The 19,938-nt window shown below is 64.9% G+C and carries 20 protein-coding genes, 5 tRNA genes and 1 pseudogene; 22 read left to right on the forward strand and 4 right to left on the reverse strand.

The window, feature by feature from the left end; all coding sequences use genetic code 11:
- Nucleotides 1-62: 62 nt before the first annotated feature.
- The 21 genes and pseudogenes from HUX88_RS30450 to HUX88_RS30550 all read left to right on the forward strand — a co-directional run bounded on the left by HUX88_RS30450 (nucleotide 63) and on the right by HUX88_RS30550 (nucleotide 15,873).
- The gene (locus HUX88_RS30450; protein WP_147330411.1) at nucleotides 63-491 is read left to right on the forward strand and encodes a protein YgfX; all 429 of its coding nucleotides are present in this window, start codon (nucleotides 63-65) and stop codon (nucleotides 489-491) included.
- 91 nt (nucleotides 492-582) lie between these two features.
- Nucleotides 583-1,185 carry an RNA polymerase sigma factor RpoE gene (rpoE, locus tag HUX88_RS30455; protein ID WP_117013706.1) on the forward strand — a complete coding sequence of 201 codons (603 nt, stop codon included), beginning with the start codon at nucleotides 583-585 and terminating at the stop codon, nucleotides 1,183-1,185.
- Nucleotides 1,186-1,272: 87 nt separating this feature from the next.
- Nucleotides 1,273-1,572 (forward strand): sigma-E factor negative regulatory protein, encoded by a 300-nt coding sequence (locus tag HUX88_RS30460; RefSeq protein WP_176364192.1) that lies wholly within the window; start codon nucleotides 1,273-1,275, stop codon nucleotides 1,570-1,572.
- Between the two features lie 132 nt (nucleotides 1,573-1,704).
- Nucleotides 1,705-3,226 (forward strand): annotated as a pseudogene (locus tag HUX88_RS30465) (DegQ family serine endoprotease).
- A gap of 40 nt (nucleotides 3,227-3,266) precedes the next feature.
- The gene (locus HUX88_RS30470) at nucleotides 3,267-3,509 is read left to right on the forward strand and encodes a glutaredoxin family protein (protein WP_117013707.1); all 243 of its coding nucleotides are present in this window, start codon (nucleotides 3,267-3,269) and stop codon (nucleotides 3,507-3,509) included.
- A 239-nt stretch (nucleotides 3,510-3,748) separates the two neighbouring features.
- The gene (lepA, locus tag HUX88_RS30475; RefSeq protein ID WP_117013708.1) at nucleotides 3,749-5,542 is read left to right on the forward strand and encodes a translation elongation factor 4; all 1,794 of its coding nucleotides are present in this window, start codon (nucleotides 3,749-3,751) and stop codon (nucleotides 5,540-5,542) included.
- The gene (gene lepB, locus HUX88_RS30480; protein ID WP_117013709.1) at nucleotides 5,539-6,456 is read left to right on the forward strand and encodes a signal peptidase I; all 918 of its coding nucleotides are present in this window, start codon (nucleotides 5,539-5,541) and stop codon (nucleotides 6,454-6,456) included. Before lepA ends, lepB begins: the two co-directional genes overlap by 4 nt.
- 27 nt (nucleotides 6,457-6,483) lie before the next feature.
- The gene (locus HUX88_RS30485; RefSeq protein WP_176364193.1) at nucleotides 6,484-6,873 is read left to right on the forward strand and encodes a DUF4845 domain-containing protein; all 390 of its coding nucleotides are present in this window, start codon (nucleotides 6,484-6,486) and stop codon (nucleotides 6,871-6,873) included.
- A gap of 25 nt (nucleotides 6,874-6,898) precedes the next feature.
- A complete protein-coding gene (gene rnc, locus HUX88_RS30490) occupies nucleotides 6,899-7,705 on the forward strand; it encodes a ribonuclease III (protein ID WP_117013711.1) in 807 nt (268 codons plus the stop codon).
- Between the two features lie 12 nt (nucleotides 7,706-7,717).
- Nucleotides 7,718-8,620: a GTPase Era gene (gene era / locus HUX88_RS30495; protein ID WP_117013712.1), complete on the forward strand. Its 903-nt coding sequence runs from the start codon at nucleotides 7,718-7,720 to the stop codon at nucleotides 8,618-8,620.
- A gap of 11 nt (nucleotides 8,621-8,631) precedes the next feature.
- Nucleotides 8,632-9,474 carry a DNA repair protein RecO gene (gene recO / locus HUX88_RS30500; protein WP_176364194.1) on the forward strand — a complete coding sequence of 281 codons (843 nt, stop codon included), beginning with the start codon at nucleotides 8,632-8,634 and terminating at the stop codon, nucleotides 9,472-9,474.
- A gap of 22 nt (nucleotides 9,475-9,496) precedes the next feature.
- Complete coding sequence (gene pdxJ, locus HUX88_RS30505; protein WP_176364195.1) at nucleotides 9,497-10,258, forward strand: pyridoxine 5'-phosphate synthase; 762 nt, start codon at nucleotides 9,497-9,499, stop codon at nucleotides 10,256-10,258.
- On the forward strand, nucleotides 10,255-10,650 hold the full coding sequence (gene acpS / locus HUX88_RS30510) for a holo-ACP synthase (protein ID WP_176364196.1): 396 nt from the start codon (nucleotides 10,255-10,257) through the stop codon (nucleotides 10,648-10,650). The genes pdxJ and acpS overlap by 4 nt, the downstream gene beginning before the upstream one ends.
- 12 nt (nucleotides 10,651-10,662) lie before the next feature.
- Nucleotides 10,663-12,522: an excinuclease ABC subunit UvrC gene (gene uvrC / locus HUX88_RS30515; RefSeq protein ID WP_176364197.1), complete on the forward strand. Its 1,860-nt coding sequence runs from the start codon at nucleotides 10,663-10,665 to the stop codon at nucleotides 12,520-12,522.
- 98 nt (nucleotides 12,523-12,620) lie between these two features.
- Nucleotides 12,621-13,205, forward strand: a complete 585-nt coding sequence (gene pgsA / locus HUX88_RS30520) for a CDP-diacylglycerol--glycerol-3-phosphate 3-phosphatidyltransferase (RefSeq protein ID WP_176364198.1) — start codon at nucleotides 12,621-12,623, stop codon at nucleotides 13,203-13,205.
- A 55-nt stretch (nucleotides 13,206-13,260) separates the two neighbouring features.
- Nucleotides 13,261-15,228, forward strand: a complete 1,968-nt coding sequence (locus HUX88_RS30525; RefSeq protein WP_176364199.1) for a DUF6351 family protein — start codon at nucleotides 13,261-13,263, stop codon at nucleotides 15,226-15,228.
- 85 nt (nucleotides 15,229-15,313) lie between these two features.
- A tRNA-Gly gene (locus HUX88_RS30530) sits at nucleotides 15,314-15,389 on the forward strand.
- Between the two features lie 64 nt (nucleotides 15,390-15,453).
- Nucleotides 15,454-15,529, forward strand: a tRNA-Gly gene (locus HUX88_RS30535).
- Between the two features lie 45 nt (nucleotides 15,530-15,574).
- A tRNA-Gly gene (locus HUX88_RS30540) sits at nucleotides 15,575-15,650 on the forward strand.
- A 56-nt stretch (nucleotides 15,651-15,706) separates the two neighbouring features.
- Nucleotides 15,707-15,780: transfer RNA gene (locus tag HUX88_RS30545), tRNA-Cys, on the forward strand.
- Between the two features lie 17 nt (nucleotides 15,781-15,797).
- Nucleotides 15,798-15,873 (forward strand) — tRNA-Gly (locus HUX88_RS30550).
- 52 nt (nucleotides 15,874-15,925) lie between these two features.
- Here HUX88_RS30550 and HUX88_RS30555 read toward each other — a convergent pair.
- From HUX88_RS30555 to HUX88_RS30570, 4 genes are read right to left on the reverse strand one after another with little or no spacing between them, the layout of a single operon-like run.
- Complete coding sequence (locus HUX88_RS30555; protein WP_117013719.1) at nucleotides 15,926-16,666, reverse strand: SDR family oxidoreductase; 741 nt, start codon at nucleotides 16,664-16,666, stop codon at nucleotides 15,926-15,928.
- Nucleotides 16,667-16,689: 23 nt separating this feature from the next.
- Nucleotides 16,690-17,721, reverse strand: coding sequence for an amidohydrolase family protein (locus HUX88_RS30560; RefSeq protein ID WP_176364200.1), 1,032 nt, complete (start codon nucleotides 17,719-17,721; stop codon nucleotides 16,690-16,692).
- Between the two features lie 16 nt (nucleotides 17,722-17,737).
- Nucleotides 17,738-18,433, reverse strand: coding sequence for a type 1 glutamine amidotransferase domain-containing protein (locus HUX88_RS30565; protein WP_176364201.1), 696 nt, complete (start codon nucleotides 18,431-18,433; stop codon nucleotides 17,738-17,740).
- Nucleotides 18,434-18,487: 54 nt separating this feature from the next.
- Nucleotides 18,488-18,781, reverse strand: coding sequence for a superoxide dismutase (locus HUX88_RS30570; RefSeq protein ID WP_176364202.1), 294 nt, complete (start codon nucleotides 18,779-18,781; stop codon nucleotides 18,488-18,490).
- Nucleotides 18,782-18,918: 137 nt separating this feature from the next.
- Between HUX88_RS30570 and HUX88_RS30575 the strand changes: the two genes are divergently transcribed.
- The gene (locus HUX88_RS30575; RefSeq protein ID WP_229219619.1) at nucleotides 18,919-19,848 is read left to right on the forward strand and encodes a LysR family transcriptional regulator; all 930 of its coding nucleotides are present in this window, start codon (nucleotides 18,919-18,921) and stop codon (nucleotides 19,846-19,848) included.
- The last annotated feature ends 90 nt before the right edge of the window (nucleotides 19,849-19,938 follow it).

A 19,938-nucleotide genomic window follows, 5' to 3' on the forward strand; every position in this document is an offset into this window, starting at 1 on the left:
GCTTCCGAATGTAATCCCCTGTTTTTTGTTGAACGTACCGTTGTTGAACGTACGCGGCTGTCATGTCGATTGCGGTCTCTGTCATCGTTCGCCCCTCGTCCGGCCTGCAGCTGCTGCATGCCGGCTTGTGTTGCGGCGTGTTGGCGTCGGCCGTTGCCTGTCCGGGCTGGTGCGCGCCGTTGTGCTGCGCGCTGGCCGGGCTGCTCGGCCTGTGGCGCGGACGTCCATGCCGTAATGCGCGTCAGCTTGATATTTCCGGTGTCGGCCAGCTGCGGCTGACGGTATACCAAAAAACAGGGGTGGTGCTGCGCCTGCTGGACGGCTCGACCATTTGGCCGGGCTTGCTGTTGCTGCGGCTGGGCGACGGCGACGGCCAGGCGCAGGTGGTGGCGGTGCTGCCCGACAGCGTCACGCGCGCCGATTGGCGTGCCTTGTCGCTGGCTTGCCGGGCCATCGCGGCCCGGGCTGAAATAAAACCGCGAACACTGTGAACTTCTTGCAGCGAGCTAACTCTATAGCATATGGCTCAAGACATATGGATAAAGAGTTCGGCCACGCTGCAGGCCACCGAGGGATGCAGGAGTGACGACAGAACGTGAGTGCGACCAGGTGCTGGTGGACCGGGTGCGGGATGGAGACAAGCAGGCGTTCGATTTGCTGGTGGCCAAGTACCAACGCCGGCTGATGCGCCTGCTGTCGCGTATCGTCCACGATCCGGCCGAAGCCGAGGATGTGGTGCAGGAGACGTTTATCAAGGCCTACCGCGCGCTGCGCCATTTCCGCGGCGACTCCGCCTTCTACACGTGGCTGTACCGCATCGGCATCAACACCGCCAAGAATTTTCTGGCGACGCAGGGCCGCCGCACGCCCACGTCGACCGAAGCAGACGCCGAGCAAGCCGAAGCCTTTAACGATGGCGAGCATTTGCGCGACATCAACACGCCGGAATCCATGCTGGCGAGCAAGCAGATCGCCCAGACCGTCAACGCGGCGATGGATGCCTTGCCCGTGGATTTGCGCACCGCGATCGCCTTGCGCGAGATCGAGGGATTGAGCTATGAGGAAATCTCCGACATCATGGCCTGTCCGATCGGCACGGTGCGCAGCCGCATCTTCCGCGCCCGCGAAGTCATCGCTGAAAAATTGCGACCCTTGCTGGACATGCCAGTTGACAAGCGCTGGTAAGGGGGGAATGATGGCAAGTGTTATTGGCGTCCGGCAATGCGCCCGGGAAGGGCGCGGCGGACATGTTTTGACATGGCGGGATACGCGATGGATACCCAGAAAAGACTGCACGAAAACATCTCGGCGCTGGCCGACGGTGAGTTGGCGGACAGCGAGCGCGAGCTGGCGCTGGCGGCGCTCGACACGGCGGAAGGGCAGGCGGCCTGGCGCGCCTACCACCTGACCGGCGACGTGCTGCGCGACCAGGCCAGCGGCGCGCTGAGCGACGGCTTCGGGGCGTCGCTGGCGGCCCGTCTTGCCGCCGAGCCCGCCTACGTGCCCGCCGCCGCGCCGGCCGGGCGCGCGGCCGACCCGGCCGAAACCCCGGCCGACGTCATCCTGCCCTGAGACGCTTGCACAACTTGCATTGTTGAGTGTGCCGTCGGGCGCGTTTTCGCTTACCATACGCTAGCCTTAGCCTCGCGCAACTCGCCCGAGGGGCACTTGCGTTCCAGAACTTTATAAAGACCGATACTTTCCATGAAAAATAATTTCTCCGTTGGTAGTAAAACTCTTTCCGCGCTGCTGGTCGGCGCAAGCGTATGGATCTCGCCGGCCGCCTTCGGCCTGGCCCCCGCGATGGCCGCCGCGCCGGTCACCGGCGCCGTCATCGGCCTGCCGGACTTCGCCGACCTGGTCGACCGCGTCGGCCCGGCCGTGGTCAACATCCGCACCACCGAACGCCTCAAGCTGGGCGGCCGCGGCGGCGCCGACGGCCAGCCGGGCGAAGAGGAAATGCAGGAATTCCTGCGCCGCTTCTTTGGCGGCGCGTTGCCGCAGCCCGGCCCCGGCGGCAAGGGCACGCCGCGCGGCCGCCGCCAGGCGCCGCCGTCCGACGAGCGAAATGCAGCGCGGCAATGGCTCCGGCTTCATCCTGTCGGCCGACGGCTATGTGATGACCAACGCCCACGTGGTCGACGGCGCCGACGAGGTGTTCGTCACGCTGACCGACAAGCGCGAGTTCAAGGCCAAGGTGCTGGGCGCGGACGCCCGCACCGACGTCGCCGTGCTCAAGATCGAGGGCGACAAGCTGCCCTTCTTGGTCATGGGCGATTCGGACAAGATCCGCGTCGGCGAATGGGTGATCGCGATCGGCTCGCCGTTCAACCTGGAGAACACCGTCACCGCCGGCATCATCTCGGCCAAGCAGCGCGACACCGGCGACTACCTGGCGCTGATCCAGAGCGACGTCGCGGTCAATCCCGGCAATTCGGGCGGCCCGCTGATCAACATGCGCGGCGAGGTGATCGGCATCAACTCGCAGATCGCCACGCTGTCGGGCGGCTACAACGGCATTTCCTTCGCCGTGCCGATCGACGAGGCGATCCGCGTGTCGGAGCAGCTGAAGAAAAACGGCAAGGTCACGCGCGGCCGCATCGGCGTGCAGATCGGCGAAGTCAGCAAGGAAGTGGCGGAGTCGCTGGGCTTGAAGAGCGCGCAGGGCGCCGAGGTGTCGCTGGTGGAGCCGGGCGGTCCCGCCGATAAGGCCGGCATCAAGGCGGGCGACATCATCCTCAAGTTCAACGGCGTGCAGGTGAACCGTTCGTCGGACCTGCCGCGCCTGGTGGGCGGCACCGCGCTGGCCAGCAAGGCCGTGGTGACGGTGTGGCGCAAGGGTCAACAGTTGGACTTGCCGGTGACCGTGGCCGAGCTGGAGGCGGACAAGGGCGCCAAGGTGGGCAAAGGCAAGGGCGGCAAGGCCGAGCCGGAAGCGACGGTCAAGGCCAACGCGCTGGGCTTGAAGGTCAGCGACCTGACCGCCGAGCAGAAGAAGGAGCTGGGCGTCGACGGCGGCGTGCTGGTCGATGCGGCCGAGGGCGTGGCCGGCCGCGCCGGCGTGCAGGAGGGCGACGTGCTGCTGCAGTTGAATAACATCGAAGTCAAGGACGCCAAGCAGTTCAACGCGGCCGTGGCCAAGCTCGACGCGAAGAAGGCTTCGGTGCTGCTGGTGCGCCGCGGCGACGTGACGCAGTACATTTCCGTGCGTCCTAGCGCCAAGTAAGGAGTTCGCCCCGCCCGCTTCGGCGCGGCGGGGCGCTGTCATGCACTTCACCCTCTACTCGCGCAGCTACTGCCACCTCTGCCAGGACATGCTGGACGCCCTGATGCGCCTGCAAACGCCCGAGCGGCCCATCACCGTCGACGTGATCGATGTCGACGCCGACGACGCCCTGGTGGCCCGCTTCGACGAGCTGGTGCCGGTGCTGTACGCCGACCTGTCCCAGCCCGAGTTGTGCCACTACTTCCTGGACGAGGCAAAAGTGCGCGAAGTGCTTAATAAATAAGCATTTCCGCTGCATTTTTTGCCTCAAGGCCTTAAGCAATATGCATTTTGCACTGCATAAGTCGGCCTTTCCCCTCTGAAATCCGGTAAAATGCGGGGGTAGAAAAGCTTCCGTTTTGCTTTCAGTGGCTGTCATCAAGGCGCTCGCCAGGGCATTACCGCCCCGCTCGGAGCGCTTTTTTCGTATTGCGCGCAGTTTCCGCGCCCCGTCGTTTCAAACCCGTTTTTGAATATTTGTTAATGAACAACATACGCAATTTTTCCATCATCGCCCACATCGACCACGGCAAATCGACCCTGGCGGACCGTATCATTCAATTGTGCGGTGGCTTGTCCGAACGCGAGATGGAGTCGCAAGTGCTCGATTCGATGGATCTGGAGCGCGAACGCGGCATTACGATCAAGGCCCAGACCGCGGCCCTGCAATATAAGGCCCGCGACGGCATCGTCTACAACCTGAACCTGATCGACACCCCCGGCCACGTCGACTTCTCGTACGAAGTGTCGCGCTCGCTGTCGGCCTGCGAAGGCGCGCTGCTGGTGGTCGACGCCTCGCAGGGCGTGGAAGCCCAGACCGTGGCCAACTGCTACACCGCGCTCGACCTGGGCGTGGAAGTGGTGCCGGTGCTGAATAAAATCGACTTGCCGAACGCCGACCCACCGACCGCGATCGCCGAGATCGAGGACGTGATCGGCATCGAGGCCGGCGACGCCGTCCACTGCTCGGCCAAGACCGGCCTGGGCGTGGAAGACGTGCTGGAATCGATCATCGCCAAAGTCCCGCCGCCGAAGGGCGACCCGGACGCGCCGCTGCAGGCGCTGATCGTCGACTCGTGGTACGACCCCTACGTCGGCGTGGTGATGCTGGTGCGTGTGATGAACGGCACCCTCAAGCCCAAGGACAAGATCAAGCTGATGGCCACCGACTCGCTGCAGCTGGTGGAGGACGTCGGCATCTTCGCGCCGCGCTCGGTCTCGCTGCCGCAGCTGTCGGCCGGCCAGGTGGGCTTCATCATCGCCGGCATCAAGGAACTGAAGGCCGCCAAGGTGGGCGACACCGTCACCCTGGCCAACCGTCCGGCGCCGGCGCCGCTGCCCGGCTTCAAGGAGGTGCAGCCGCAGGTGTTCGCCGGCCTGTTCCCGGTCGAGGCCAACCAGTACGACGCGCTGCGCGACTCGCTGGAAAAGCTCAAGCTCAACGACGCCGCGCTGATGTACGAGCCGGAAGTGTCGCAGGCGCTGGGCTTCGGCTTCCGCTGCGGCTTCCTCGGCCTGCTGCACATGGAGATCGTGCAGGAACGCCTGGAGCGCGAATTCGACATGGACCTGATCACCACGGCCCCGACCGTGGTGTACGAGGTGGTCATGCGCGACAACAGCATCATCAAGGTGGACAATCCATCCAAGATGCCGGACCCGACCAAGATCAACGAGATCCGCGAGCCTATCGTCACGGTCAACCTGTACATGCCGCAGGAGTACGTCGGCTCGGTGATCACGCTGTGCATCGGCAAGCGCGGCGTGCAGATGGACATGGCCTACCACGGCCGCCAGGTCAAGCTGGTCTACGAGATGCCGATGGGCGAGATCGTGCTGGACTTCTTCGACAAGCTCAAGTCCACCTCGCGCGGCTACGCCTCGATGGATTACGAGTTCAAGGAATACCGCGCCTCGGACGTGGTCAAGGTCGACATGCTGATCAACGGCGAGAAGGTCGACGCGCTGGCCATCATCGTCCACCGTTCCAACAGCGCCTACCGCGGCCGCCAGGTCGCGGCCAAGATGCGCGAGCTGATCCCGCGCCAGATGTTCGACGTGGCGATCCAGGCCGCCATCGGTGTCAACGTGATCTCGCGCGAGAACGTCAAGGCCTTGCGCAAGAACGTGCTGGCGAAGTGCTACGGCGGCGACGTCAGCCGTAAAAAGAAACTGCTGGAGAAGCAGAAAGCAGGTAAAAAACGCATGAAGCAAGTGGGCTCGGTCGAGATTCCACAAGAAGCGTTCCTGGCAATCTTACAAGTGGACGACAAATGAACCTGCAAGTGATCTTAGGTAATTTTGCTTTAATCCTGTTCGTACTGATGGTGATCACCGGTGTGATCTGGTTCCTGGATGTGTTCTACCTGGCCAAGCAGCGCCGTGCCGCCGCCGACCGCGCGCTGGCCGAGTACGACGCCCGCAACGCCAAGCTGACCGCCGACGGCATCAAGCTCGACAACCAGGGCAACCGCGCCGCCATCGAGGCCAACCTGTTGCGCCAGCCGACCTGGATCGAATACTCGGGCAGCTTCTTCCCGGTGATCGCGCTGGTGTTCTTCCTGCGCTCCTTCCTGTACGAGCCGTTCAAGATCCCGTCGTCGTCGATGGTGCCGACCTTGCTGGTGGGCGACCTGATCCTGGTGAACAAGTTCACCTACGGCATCCGCCTGCCGGTGCTGAACCAGAAAGTGGTCCAGATCAACGACCCGCAGCGCGGCGATGTGATGGTGTTCAAGTATCCGATGGATATGAGCCAGGACTACATCAAACGCGTCATTGGCGTGCCGGGTGATAAGATTACGTATGAGAACAAGCGCTTGACGGTGAACGGCGTGGAAGTGAAGTACACTCCGCTGGACGACTACCTCGACGACGAACACCTGATTTACAACAAGCAGTTCCAGGAAAACCTGACCGGCGTGAGCCACCGCATCCTCAACAACGAGGCGGCGCCGACGCTGAGCCTGGATGGCGTGAAGCAGTTCCCGCACAGCGAAAACTGCACCTACAAGTATGAAGGCTTCACCTGTGTGGTTCCGCAGGGCAACTACTTCATGATGGGCGACAACCGCGACAATAGCGCGGACAGCCGCTACTGGGGCTTTGTGCCGGACAAGAACATTGTTGGAAAAGCATTCTTCGTGTGGATGAACCTGGGCAACCTGCGCCGCATCGGCAGCATCCACTGACAGCGGACCACGGCGAAAGGGACTAAGATGCAAGCAAGCTTGAAACGGCAAGATGGCATTTCCCTGGTCGGCCTGATCGTCGTGCTGGCCGTGCTGGGCTTCGTCGGCGTGCTGGCGCTCAAGATCGTGCCGACCTATACCGAGTACCGCGCGATCCAGAACGCCATCGTCACGGCCAAGGCCACCGGCGGTTCCGTGCTGGAGATGCAGAAATCGTTCGACGCCAACGCGACCACCGGCTACATCAGCTCGATCACCAGCCGGGATCTGCTCATCGGCAAGGAAAACGGCGAAGTGGAAATCAGCTTCGCCTACGAAAAGAAAATCCCGTTGGTCGGACCGGCCAGCCTGCTGTTGGAATACCAGGGCACCACGGCCAAGAACGGCATGCCGCCGCCGGCCAAGACCGACCAATAAACACGTTTAACACCAGAACAAAACAATGAATCTTCAGTTATTGCAAACCCGTCTAGGCTATACGTTCCAGGATGCTGGTCTGTTGCAGCAAGCCTTGACGCACCGTAGCCACAGCAGTTTGCATAATGAACGACTGGAATTCCTCGGCGACTCGGTCCTGAACTGCGTGGTCGCCTCCATCCTGTACGAGCGCTTCGTGGCGATCGACGAGGGCGACCTGTCGCGCCTGCGCGCCAACCTGGTCAAGCAGCAGTCGCTGTACGAGATCGCGCAAAAGCTGGAACTGTCGCAGTTCCTGCGGCTGGGGGAAGGGGAGTTGAAGTCGGGCGGGTTCCGCCGCCCCTCGATCCTGGCCGACACGCTTGAGGCGCTGTTGGGCGCCATTTTTTTGGATGGCGGCTTCAACCCCGCGCGCGACGTGATCCGGGCCTTCTACATTCCGATCCTGGAATCGGTCGACCCGCAAACCCTGGGCAAGGACGCCAAGACCCTGCTGCAGGAATTCCTGCAAAGTAAGAAGATTTCCCTGCCGCTGTACAATGTGGTGGCCACGCACGGCGCCGCGCACAGCCAGGAATTCGAAATCGAATGCCTGGTGCCCAAGCTGGGCATCCAGGTCTACGGACGCGGCGGCAGCCGCCGCGCCGGCGAACAGGCCGCCGCCAAGCTGGCGCTGGAAGTGGCCGAGCAAGCGTTGGTCAAGACCCCGGCCGCCGGCCGCAAGTCCAAGCCGCGCGCCGCCCAGCTCAAGCTGGCCGGCATCGCCACCGTGCAGACGACCGAGGCCGGTAACGAACCGTCGCCACCGCCTGCCAAAGCAGCACACAAGTAAAAGAGAACTGAAATGACTACCGAAACGACCTCCGCCAACTTCCGTTGTGGCTACATCGCCATTGTCGGCCGCCCCAACGTGGGCAAATCGACCCTGATGAACACGCTCATCGGCGCCAAGGTCAGCATCACCTCGCGCAAGGCGCAGACCACGCGCCACCGCATCACCGGCATCCAGACCCACGACGATGCGCAGTTCATCTACGTCGACACGCCGGGCTTCCAGACCCGCCACTCGAACGCGCTCAACAACACGCTCAACAAGACCGTCACCAACACGCTGGTCTCGTCGGACCTGATCCTGTACGTGATCGAGGCCGGCACCTTCGGCCCGGCCGACCAGCAGGTGATGGACCTGCTGCCGGTGGAAGTGCCGGTGATCCTGGTGATCAACAAGGCCGACCGCGTCAAGGACAAGGGCGCGCTGATGCCGTTCGCCCAGCAGGTCGCCGCCAAGTTCAACTTCGCGGCCATCGTGCCGGTGTCGGCCAAGCTGCGCTTCCAGCTGGAAGGCCTGGAAAAAGAGATCAAGCGCTTCCTGCCCGAGAACGCGCCGATCTTTGGCCCGGACGACATCACCGACCGCAGCGAGAAATTCCTGGCGTCGGAAATCGTGCGCGAGAAGCTGTTCCGCCTGGTGGGCGACGAGCTGCCGTACACCAGCACCGTGCTGATCGAGAAGTTCGAGCAGGAGGGCGACCTGCGCCGCGTGTTCGCCGCCATCCTGGTCGAGCGCGACACGCACAAGTCCATGGTCATCGGCAACAAGGGCGCGCGGCTGAAGGAAGTGTCGACCCAGGCCCGCCTGGACATGGAAAAACTGTTCGGCGGCCCGGTGTACCTGGAGATCTGGGTCAAGGTCAAGTCCGGCTGGGCCGACAACGAAGCGGGTCTGCGCGCCTACGGCTACGAATAAAGAAGAGGGCGATGTCCACCACCACGCTCGACGCCGACGCTGAATCGGCAACGCAGCAACCGGTCGTTCCCGCGCAGGCGGGAACCCCATCCCCCTCCGTAGCTCCAAAACGCCCGCGCGCGCCGCCGCGCGAGCGCACCTTCGGCACCAAGGTCGCCGGCCAGCCGGCTTTCGTCCTGCACAGCTATCCCTACAAAGAAACCAGTCTCATCATCGACCTGTTCACGCGCGACTTCGGCCGCGTGGCGCTGATCGCCAAGGGCGCCAAGCGGCCGCACTCGCAGCTGCGCGGCGTGCTGCAGACCTTCCAGCCGCTGTCGTCGAGCTGGGTGGGCAAATCCGAACTGCGCACGCTGACCGAGGCCGAATGGGTGGGCGGCATGCTGCCGCTGGAGAAGACCGCGCTGCTGTGCGGCTTCTACCTGAACGAGCTGCTGGTCAAGCTGCTGGCGCGCGACGACGCCCACCCGCGCCTTTTCGACCACTACGTCGCCACGCTCAACCAGCTCGCCCACAACGAACCGGCGCCCATCGTCTTGAGAAAATTCGAACGGGCCCTACTTAAAGAGACAGGCGTCGCCGCCGAGCTGACCCGCTGCACCGACACCCGCCGCACCGTGCAGGCCGACGTGGTCTACGTGGTGGACCCGGAACGCGGCCCGCGCCCCGAGCGCGCCGCCGACCCGTGGCCGCGCGTGGCCGGCAAGACGCTGCTCGACATGGAGCGCGAAGACTACCAGGACGCCGCCACGCAGGCGCAGAGCAAGCAGCTGATGCGCTTCCTGCTGGCGCACCACCTGGGCGGCGCGCCGCTGAACACGCGCCAGATCCTGATCGACCTGATGCAGTTATAAACCCGATAAACGGTATAAACCAATGAGCTTCCTGCAACCCTCCGGCACCATCATCGACCTTGGCGTGAACATCGACCACGTCGCCACCCTGCGCAACGCGCGCGGCACCACGTATCCGGACCCGATCCGCGCCGCGCTGCTGGCCGAGCAGGCCGGCGCCGACTGCATCACCCTGCACCTGCGCGAAGACCGCCGCCACATCAAGGACGCCGACGTGATCGCGCTGGCGCCGCAGCTGCTGACCCGCATGAACCTGGAGGCCGCCGTCACGCAGGAGATGATCGACTTCGCCTGCCGCATCAAGCCGGCCGACGTCTGCCTGGTGCCCGAGAAGCGCACCGAAGTGACCACCGAGGGCGGCCTCGATGTCGTCGGCCACTTCAACGCCGTGCGGGCCGCCGTCAAGCAGCTGCAGGCCGAAGGCATCCGCGTCAGCCTGTTCATCGACGCCGACGAGGAGCAGATGAACGCCACCGCCGACATCGGCGCGCCGGTGATCGAGCTGCACACCGGCCGCTATGCCGACACCGAAGGCGCCGAGCAGGCCGCCGAGCTGGAACGCATCCATCGCGGCGTGCTGTATGGCGTGTCGAAGGGCCTGAAGGTCAACGCCGGCCACGGCCTGCACTACACCAACGTGCAAGCCATCGCCGCGATTCCGGAAATCGCCGAGCTCAATATCGGCCACGCCATCGTCGCGCACTCGGTGTTCGTCGGCTGGGAAAACGCCGTGCGCGAAATGAAAGCCATCATGGTCTCGACCCGCCTGGGCGCGCGAAAATGATCTACGGGATAGGCACCGACATCTGCAAGATCCCGCGCATCGAGGCGGCGCTGGCGCGCCATGGCGACCGCTTCGCCGCCAAGATCCTCGGCCCGCAGGAGATGGAGAAGTACCTGGCGCGCAAGGCCAAGAACGCGGCGCGCGGCATCCGCTTCGTCGCCACGCGCTTCGCCGCCAAGGAAGCCTTCTCCAAGGCCATCGGCTTGGGCATGCGGATGCCGATGACCTGGCCCGCCGCGCAGATGCTCAACGCGCCCAGCGGCAAGCCGGTGATCGTGTGCAGCGGCGTGCTGAAGGAATTCATGGAAAAGCATAAGCTGTCGGCACAGGTGACCGTCAGCGACGAGGAAGAATACGCCGTCGCCTTCGTCATCGTCGAACAAGCGCAGTGAGAAGACAATCGCATGACTGAACTGGAAGCCGCGCCCGATCCGCGCGAACAAGTGCTGGCCACCGTGGCCAAGCTGCCCAACCTGCCGGGCGTGTACCGCTATTTCGACGCCGACGACAAGGTGCTCTACGTCGGCAAGGCGCGCGACCTGAAGAAGCGCGTGTCGAGCTACTTCCAGAAAAACCTCAGCAGCCCGCGCATCGCCATGATGGTCGAACGCATCGCGCGGCTGGAGACCACCGTCACCCACAGCGAAGCCGAAGCGCTGATCCTTGAGAACAACCTGATCAAGGCCCTGAGCCCGCGCTTCAACATCCTGTTCCGCGACGATAAATCGTACCCCTACCTGAAGATCACCGGCGGCGACGCGCCGCGCATGGTCTACTACCGCGGCGCGGTGGACAAGAAGAACCAGTATTTCGGCCCGTTCCCCAGCTCGTGGGCGGTCAAGGAATCGATGCAGATCCTGCAGAAGGTGTTCCTGATCCGCACCTGCGAGGACAGCGTGTATTCCAACCGCACCCGCCCATGCCTGCTGCACCAGATCGGCCGCTGCAGCGCGCCCTGCGTGGACCTGATCAGCAAGGACGACTACAAGCTCGATGTGGAAAACGCCGCGCGCTTCCTGCGCGGGCGCCAGAGCGAGGTGATGGCCGACCTGGAAGCGAAGATGCACGGCTACGCCGCCGAGCTCAAATTCGAGCAGGCGGCGGCGGTGCGCAACCAGATCCAGTCGCTGTCGCGCGTGCTGCACCAGCAAAGCATGGAGACCACCGGCGACGCCGACGTCGACATCATCGCCGTGCTGGTGCAGGGCGGACGCGCCTGCGTCAACCTGGCCATGGTGCGCGGCGGCCGCCACCTGGGCGACCGCGCCTACTTCCCCAACCATATCGGCGACGCCGCCGCCATCGCGGAGGAGGCGATCGAGGTCGAGGTGCTGGCCGCCTTCTTGGTCCAGCACTACACCGAGAAGTTCATCCCCGGCACGCTGATCCTCAACATCGAATTCGACCACCCGGCGCTGATGCAGGCCTTGCAGGAGCAGTGTGGCCACCGCATCAACCTGATCTTCCAGCCGCAGGACCAGCGCCGCAAGTGGCTGGAGCTGGCGCAGAAGGGCGCCGAGATCTCGCTGGCGCGGTTGCTGTCGGAGCAGGGCTCGCAGCAGTCGCGCACGCGCGCGCTGGTCGAGGCGCTGCAGCTGGAGCCGGAGGACATCGACGCGCTGCGCGTGGAATGCTTCGACATCTCGCACACGCAGGGCGAGGCCACGCAGGCCTCGTGCGTGGTGTTCCACCACCACCAGATGCAGAACGGTGAATACCGTCGCTACAACATCAACGACATCACGCCCGGCGACGACTACGCGGCGATGCGCCAGGTGCTGATGCGCCGCTACGAGAAGGTGGCCAACGGCGACGGCGTCATGCCGGACGTGGTGCTGATCGACGGCGGCAAGGGCCAGATCGAAATGGCGCGCCAGGTGTTCGCCGAGCTGGGGCTGGACATCAGCCTGATCGTCGGCGTGGCCAAGGGGGAAGGGCGGCGTGTGGGCCTGGAGACGCTGATGTTCGTCGACGGCCGGCCGTCGCAGGAGCTGGGCAAGGAATCGGCGGCGCTGATGCTGGTGGCGCAGATCCGCGACGAGGCGCACCGCTTCGCCATCACCGGCATGCGCGCCAAGCGCGCCAAGACGCGCCAGACCTCGCGCCTGGAGGAGATCGAAGGGATAGGCGCCAAGCGCCGCCAGCGCCTGCTGGCGCGCTTCGGCGGCCTGCGCGGCGTGGTCGACGCCAGTGTCGAGGACCTCAAGCAGGTCGAGGGCATCTCGAACGCTTTGGCCGAAGAGATTTACCGCCAATTACACTGAGTTACCTGCACAGCAACAGTGCGCTGGTTTAATGTGCGTCGGCAAGGTAGACTAGCGGCGCATTAACAATTTTCACGGCCGCACTAATTTCCGAGCTTATGCCCTTCAATATACCGATACTGTTGACCTGGTTGCGCGTTGCGCTGATTCCGCTGGTGGTGGGCGTCTACTACCTGCCCACCAACGTCCTGCCCGTGGCGGACCAGAACCTGGCGGCCACGCTGGTGTTCATCATCGCCGCCGTCACCGACTGGTTTGACGGTTTCCTCGCGCGCCGCTGGAACCAGACCTCGGCCTTCGGCGCCTTCCTCGACCCGGTCGCGGACAAGCTGATGGTGGCGGGGGCCTTGCTGGTGCTGGTGCAGCTGGACCGCGCCAACGCCGTGCTGTCGTTCATCATCATCGGCCGCGAGATCGCCATCTCGGCGCTGCGCGAATGGATGGCGCAGATCGGTGCCTCCAAATCGGTGGCGGTCAGCTCGCTGGGCAAGATCAAGACCACGGCCCAGATGATGGCCATCCCGCTGCTGCTGTTCCATGACGTGCTGTGGGGCGCCATCGACACCCAGTTCTGGGGCTCGCGCCTGCTGGAAGTGGCGGCCGTGCTGACGGTGTGGTCGATGTTCTACTACCTGCGCCTGGCCTGGCCGCTGATCAAGGAAAAGTCCGGCACGCTTAGCTAATGGCAAAGTGCTATGATCTGGTGAAGCCCACCTCATCAGATCGGGAGCACACGCCATGGCGCTTTGGAGATTCCTGGCCGCTTGCGCGGCAACCGCAATCTGCCTGGCGGCGCAGGCGCAGCAACAACCTTTCGTCTGCCGCACGCAGGAAGCCGGCCTGGGCCAGCCCAGCGTCGACAACCAGGACGGCGTCGGCCATCCGGTGATCGACGAAGGCAGCGGCGCCATCGTCGGCTACAGCCGCAATTGCGCCATCGCGACGCGGGTCCAGTACTTCTACCTCGCCGGCGGCAACTTCAAACCCTTCGATCCCGCCACCGGCTACACGGCGCCTCCAGCCGACTTGAAGACCATCCAGCGCAACGGCGCGGCAGTACCCTTCGTGGTGCGGGTGGAGGTCGGCACCATCAACCGCTTCATCTACACCATCGCCATGCTGGCGCCGGGGCCCAAGCCCGAGCCGGCGGCCTGGAACCGCAAGCTGGTGTACTGGTTCGGCGGCGGTGTCGGCATCGGCCATCATCAAGGCTTGCCGCTGTGGTTCAAGTCCGGAGGCTTGAGCGGCAACGAGCGCCAATTGATGATTCCCTTGCTGGAGCAGGGCTACGCCATCGTCAGCTCGTCCGGCAATGAAGCCGGCGTCCATTACAACATGCGCCTGGCCGGGCAGACCGCCATGCTGACCAAGGCCCGCTTTGTCGAGGCCTATGGCGCGCCACTGTTCACCATCGGCCTGGGTGGATCGGGCGGAGCGGTGCAGCAGTACCTGTTCGCGCAAAACCATCCCGGCCTGCTGGACGGCGGCATCCCGCTGCAATCGTATCCGGACATGATCACGCAGACCATGCCGATCTCGGATTGCCCGCTGCTGAGCCAATACTTCAAGGACGAGGTGGCGCTGGATCCGGCGTCGCCGTGGGCCAGGTGGACCAACCAGATCGCCATCGAAGGCATGAACGCCAGCGACACCGCACGCCACGCCTGGACCGGCGGCGCCGGATCGACCGAGTGCATCAACGGCTGGAAGATGGCGATCGTGACGGTGCTGAACCCACGCTACAAGCATGAGGGGTATGACATCGCCGCGACCTTCTATCGCTATCCCGCCGGTGTGTTCGACCAGGTCAAGTGGACGCACTGGAACGACCTGGCGGACATCTACGGCACCGACAGCCAAGGCTACGCGCCCGTCTCCATCGACAACGAGGGCGTGCAGTACGGCCTGAAAGCGCTGGAGCAGGGCAGCATCGGCATCGACGAATTCCTGCGCCTCAACGCCTGCGTGGGTGGCTGGAAGGAGCAGGCCGACTTCGTGGATTGGCTGGGCAAGGAAGACCCCTACGACAGCCGCAACATGCTGCGCAGCGCCACCTGCCGCGATCCGGACGGCGCGCCGGCGCCGCGCCGCAGCGGCAGCGTAGAGGCGATGCGCAAAGCCTACAGCTCGGGCCAGGTATTTACCGGCCAGCGCCTCGGCATCCCGATGATCGATCTGCGGCCCTATCTGGAGCCGGAGCTGAACATGCACAACGCGCGCCAGGCGTTCTCGGTGCGGGCCCGCCTGCTGCACGCCAACCGCGCCGAGGCCGGGCGCCAGGTGATCTGGTTCACCCGTTCCCAGTCCGACATGCAGGGCAGGGTGCTGGAAGCCTTGTCGGTCATGGACCGGCTGCTGAGCGGCGGCCCGGCGCCGGCCGAATTCACCGACCGCTGCATCGATACCGGCGGCGCCGTCATCGCCGCCGGGCCATCCGTTTGGGACGGCATCCTGGACGCCAGGCCGCCGGGGGCGTGCTCCAGGGCCTTCCCCATGTTTTCCAGCCCGCGCATGGTGGCGGGGGAATCCATCAGGGGCGACGTCTTCAAGTGCGCGCTGAAGCCGGTCGCGCAGGCGCTGCGGGACGGCAGCTATCCCGCCGGCCTGGCGTGGACCGCGCAGCAAGCGGCGCGGCTGCAGCGGATTTTCCCGCACGGTGTCTGCGATTACAGCCAGCCGGACCAGGGCCGGTCGCCGGCTTTTTAAAGCTGAACCGATAAGATTGACATCAGGGCCATTGACAGATGCTATGGATCATCTATAATGCTGGCCTGTTGTTGATGACGACGAAGCGGGAGTAGCTCAGTTGGTAGAGCGCAACCTTGCCAAGGTTGAGGTCGAGAGTTCGAGACTCTTCTCCCGCTCCAAGTTGTCAAAAACAAGTAGCACTGGCGTTAATGGCTGTCAGCTGCTAGAATGTCGGACTCCAATGCGGGAGTAGCTCAGTTGGTAGAGCGCAACCTTGCCAAGGTTGAGGTCGAGAGTTCGAGACTCTTCTCCCGCTCCAGTTTCTCCGGAAGTTGGCTGGCGCAGCACAAAATGTAACTCCAATGCGGGAGTAGCTCAGTTGGTAGAGCGCAACCTTGCCAAGGTTGAGGTCGAGAGTTCGAGACTCTTCTCCCGCTCCAGAATTTCGGATCGCAGCGCGTAACCCCGCTGTGCATCCTGGTAAAAAGTTTCCTCTGGCGAGGTAGCAAAGCGGTTATGCAGCGGCCTGCAAAGCCGTCTAGGTCGGTTCGACTCCGATCCTCGCCTCCAGACAATTTGAACTCCAAGCGGGAGTAGCTCAGTTGGTAGAGCGCAACCTTGCCAAGGTTGAGGTCGAGAGTTCGAGACTCTTCTCCCGCTCCAGTATGAAGAAGGGCAGCCGCTGTGGCTGCCCTTTTTGCATTCCGCGCGGCGTTTAGAATTCCTGCCGCGTCGGCCGGAACAGGATTTCATTGATGTCGACCTCTTCCGGCTGGCCGATGGCGAACAGCACGCAGCGCGCGAAGCTGCTCGGGGGAATGGCGTTGCGCTCGTAGAAGCTCTGCATCGCCTGCGTCATGCCTTCGGCCTTGGTGGTGGCGGGCAGTTCCGTATCGATCGCGCCCGGCGAGAGGATGGTGGAGCGGATGTTGTACGGCTTGACCTCCTTGCGCAAACCCTCGGAAATGGCGCGCACCGCGAACTTGCTGGCGCTGTACACCACGCCGCCCGCGCTGACCAGATGGCCGGCCACCGACGAGACGTTGATGATCTGCCCGCTCTTTTGCGCCTTCATGTGGGGCAGCGCGGCCGCGATGCCGTACAACACGCCCTTGATGTTGACGTCGATCGTCTGCTCCCATTCATCCAGCCGCAGCATCTCCAGCGGCGACAGCGGCATGACGCCGGCGTTATTGAGCAGCACGTCGATGCGTCCGTAGGTGTCGATGGCGCGCGCCACCAGCGCCTGCACCTGCGCCGGGTCCGTCACGTCGGTCTGCATGAAGCTCTCGGGGCCCAGCGCCAGTTCGCTCGCCAGCGCCCGCAGCCGGTCCAGCCTGCGCGCGCCCAGCACCACCCTGGCGCCGGCGCGCACCAGGTGGCGCGCCGTTTCCGCGCCCAGGCCACTGCTGCCGCCGGTGATCACCACCACCTTGTTGTCGATAGATTGCATCATGAGTTTTCCTTGGTTAAGTCAAATCACAAACCCAGCAGCCGCTCGGCGTTCGCGTGCGCGATCAGCGCCTTGTCGGCCTCACTGACCGGCAGGCGCTCGATGAAGGCGCGCGCGCCGTCCAGGCTCTGGTACGGATAGTCGATGGAGTACAGGATGCGTTCCGCCCCCATCAGCGCGTGGATGAACTGGAAGTGCGGCAGCGTGAGCATGCCGCTGGGCGAGACGTACACGTGCTCGCGGTAGGTCTGCACGATGGGCCGCCGCAGGCCGGACGCCTCCTGCGGAATCGCATCCTCGAGCCGTTGCAGGAAGAACGGCACCATCTCGCCCCAATGGCCGCTGATGATTTGCAGGCGCGGGTAGCGGTCGAACAGGCCGGCCAGCAGCATGCGCACGACCTGGATGCCGGCCTCGTTGTGCCAGCCCCAGCCGAACATGGACAGCCGCGCGCTCAGCTCCCGGTCGAAGCCGCCGTAGTAGGGCGCCTGCACGGCCGCCAGCGGCAGCCCGGGGTGGACGTACAAGGGCACCTCCAGCGCGTCGAAGGCGGCCAACACGGGCGCGTAGCGCGGGTCGTCCAGGAAGGTCGCGCCGGGACGCCCGTTGATCAGCGCGCCTTTGAGCCCCAGCGCCTTGACGGCGCGCTCCAGTTCGCGCGCGGCCGCCTCGGGCGCCTGCCACGGCAGCGTGGCGAAGCCGCTGAAGCGCGCCGGATGGGCCTGCGCCGCCAGCGCCAGCTTGTCGTTGGCGGCGCGGCACAGGTCGATCGCCTGCGCCGCCGCCAGCAGCTGCGCGAAGCCGCCGTAGGACAGCACCTGCATGTCGATGCCGGCCGCGTCCATGTCGGCCAGGCGTGGCGCGCCCATGTCCAGCGCCTTGCGGGCCGATTCGGCCGGGGCCACCACGTGCGGCCGGGTGGCGTCGGCCACGCGCCGGCCGTCGACCACGCGGCTGCCCCAGTCGGACAGGTAGGGCGCCTCGGCGCGGGCCAGGCCCTGGCTGGCCGCGCCGGTGGCGGCGTCGAGCACATGCTCTTCAACACAGATCAGTTTCATGGTGCCGTGCCGAGGATCAGGCCAGCAGCGCGTCGCGCAGCGCCTCGCCCAGGCGGGCGGCGGACTGCGGATTCTGTCCGGTGATGAGGCGGCCGTCGACCACCACGTTGTCGGCCCAGTTGGCCGCGCCCTGGTGCAGCGCGCCGCGCTCGATCAGCGCCGACGCCAGCAGGAACGGCACCACATGGGTGGACTGCACTTCCTCTTCCTCGCCGTTGGTGAAGGCCGCGAGCTTCTTGCCGGCCACCAGCAGGCTGCCGTCGGCGCGGCGGGCGTTGACCAGCGCGGCCGGGCCGTGGCACACCGCCGAGACGATGCCGCCGGCCGCGTCGATCTCGCGGATCGCCTTTTGCGCGGCCAGGTTGTCGGGGAAGTCCCACATCGTGCCGTGGCCGCCGGCAAAGAAGATCGCCGCATAGCGCGCGGGATCGACGTCGTCCAGGCGCAGCGTGTGGGAAATGGCATGGCGGAAGCCGGTGTCGGCCCAGTAGCGGGCGATGACCGGATCGTTCATGTCCTCCAGGCCGTCCAGCGGGGCGTCGCCGCCCAGCGGCGAGGCGAATTCGACGCGGATGCCGGCCGCCTGCAGCTTTTCCAGCGGGTGGGTCACTTCCGCCAGGTTGTAGCCGGTGGGGATGCCGGTCGCTCCCTTGACCGCGTTGCTGGAGACGACGAACAGGATGGGTTTGAGTTCAGATGCTTGCTTGGGCATGGGGGATATTCCTCTTGAATAAATGGGGGGGCGTCACAGGCTTGATCTTGGCGATCAGGCCGGCGCGAACAGCATTTCCCAGTTCAGGAACGGGCCGAGCGGGATCACTTGCCAGTCGATCAGGCCGGCCTTGGCGAGCGGGAATTCGGCCAGCGCCTTTTGGGCGGCCTCCACCGATTCGGCCTCGGCGATGATGGCGACGCCGGGGCGGTCCTGGCGGAAATAGATGTCGCGCACGATGCCGTTCTTGTAGAGCTGCCAGCCGTGGCGGGCTTCGGCCTGCAGGTGCGGATGGTATTGGTCCAGGGTGGCGCCGGGCTGGGGGATGTCGAGGCAAAGCAGTTTCATGGGAGTTTCCTTATGTTGAATTTTTCCGTCTGGTTGTCGCCCAAAATTCACCTTGGGCGCACCATTGGCATGTTAAAGTAGAAAAATACTCGTCAATGTAGAAAGATATTCCCATGTCGGAAGAGCCGAATTCGTCAATGTTTCGCGCCGCCGGCGCGCCGGACCGCCAGGAAAGGTTCGATGGCGTGACCGTGTTCGTGGAGGTGGTGCGGCTGGGCGGCTTCGCGCGCGCGGCCGAACACCTAGGCCTGACCCGCTCGGCGGTCGGCAAGGCCATGGCGCGGCTGGAGGCGCGGCTGGCCACGCGCCTGTTCCATCGCACCACGCGGGTGCAGAGCCTGACCGACGACGGCCAGATCTACTACGAACACTGCCTGCGCGCGCAGGCCGAGCTGCAGGCGGCCGAGGCGCAGATGGCGTCCGGCCGGCACGAGGTGGCGGGGCGCCTGCGGGTGTCCATGCCGGTGCTGTTTGGCCGCCACTGCGTCGCCCCCGTCCTGCTGGAGCTGGCGCGGCGGCATCCGTCGCTGGAGCTGCAGCTGAGTTTCAGCGACCGTCCGGTCGACGTGCTGGCGGAAGGCTTCGACCTCGCCATCCGCTGCGGCGTACTGGGCGCCGAGAGCGAGGGGCTGCGCGCGCGCAAGCTGGCGGTGCTGCGCAAGCGCGTGTGCGCCTCGCCGGGCTACCTCGCCACCCATGGACAGCCGCGCCTGAGCGCCGAACTGGCCGCGCACAGCATCCTGATCTACCGCCGCGCCGACCGCGTCAACACCTGGCAGTTGCCGGACGCGGCGGGGCGGATCGTGGACCTGCCGCTGACGTCGCGGCTGCAGCTCGACGATCTGGAAGCGATCGCCGACGCCGCCGTTGCCGGCCTGGGCCTGGCATGGCTGCCGGAGTGGCTGGTGCGCGACCGGCTGCGGAGCGGGGCGCTGGCCGGCGTCATGGACGACCAGCCCGGCGCGACCATGGACTGTCATGCCGTGTGGCCCGCCACGCCGCACATGTCGCTGCGCCTGCGCCTGGCGGTGGACGCGCTGGTGGAACAGCTGCCGGCGCTTGCCTGAGCGGGGCCTGTGGTATACTTCTAACCCGTTGATTTATAAGGAAGATGGCGGTGGTCGCCCGTTTCGCCGTGGCGCCGCCGTCCACAAAAA

This window comes from Duganella sp. BJB1802, from assembly GCF_013369445.1.
Classification (GTDB): Bacteria; Pseudomonadota; Gammaproteobacteria; order Burkholderiales; family Burkholderiaceae_D; genus Rugamonas; species Rugamonas vulcania_A.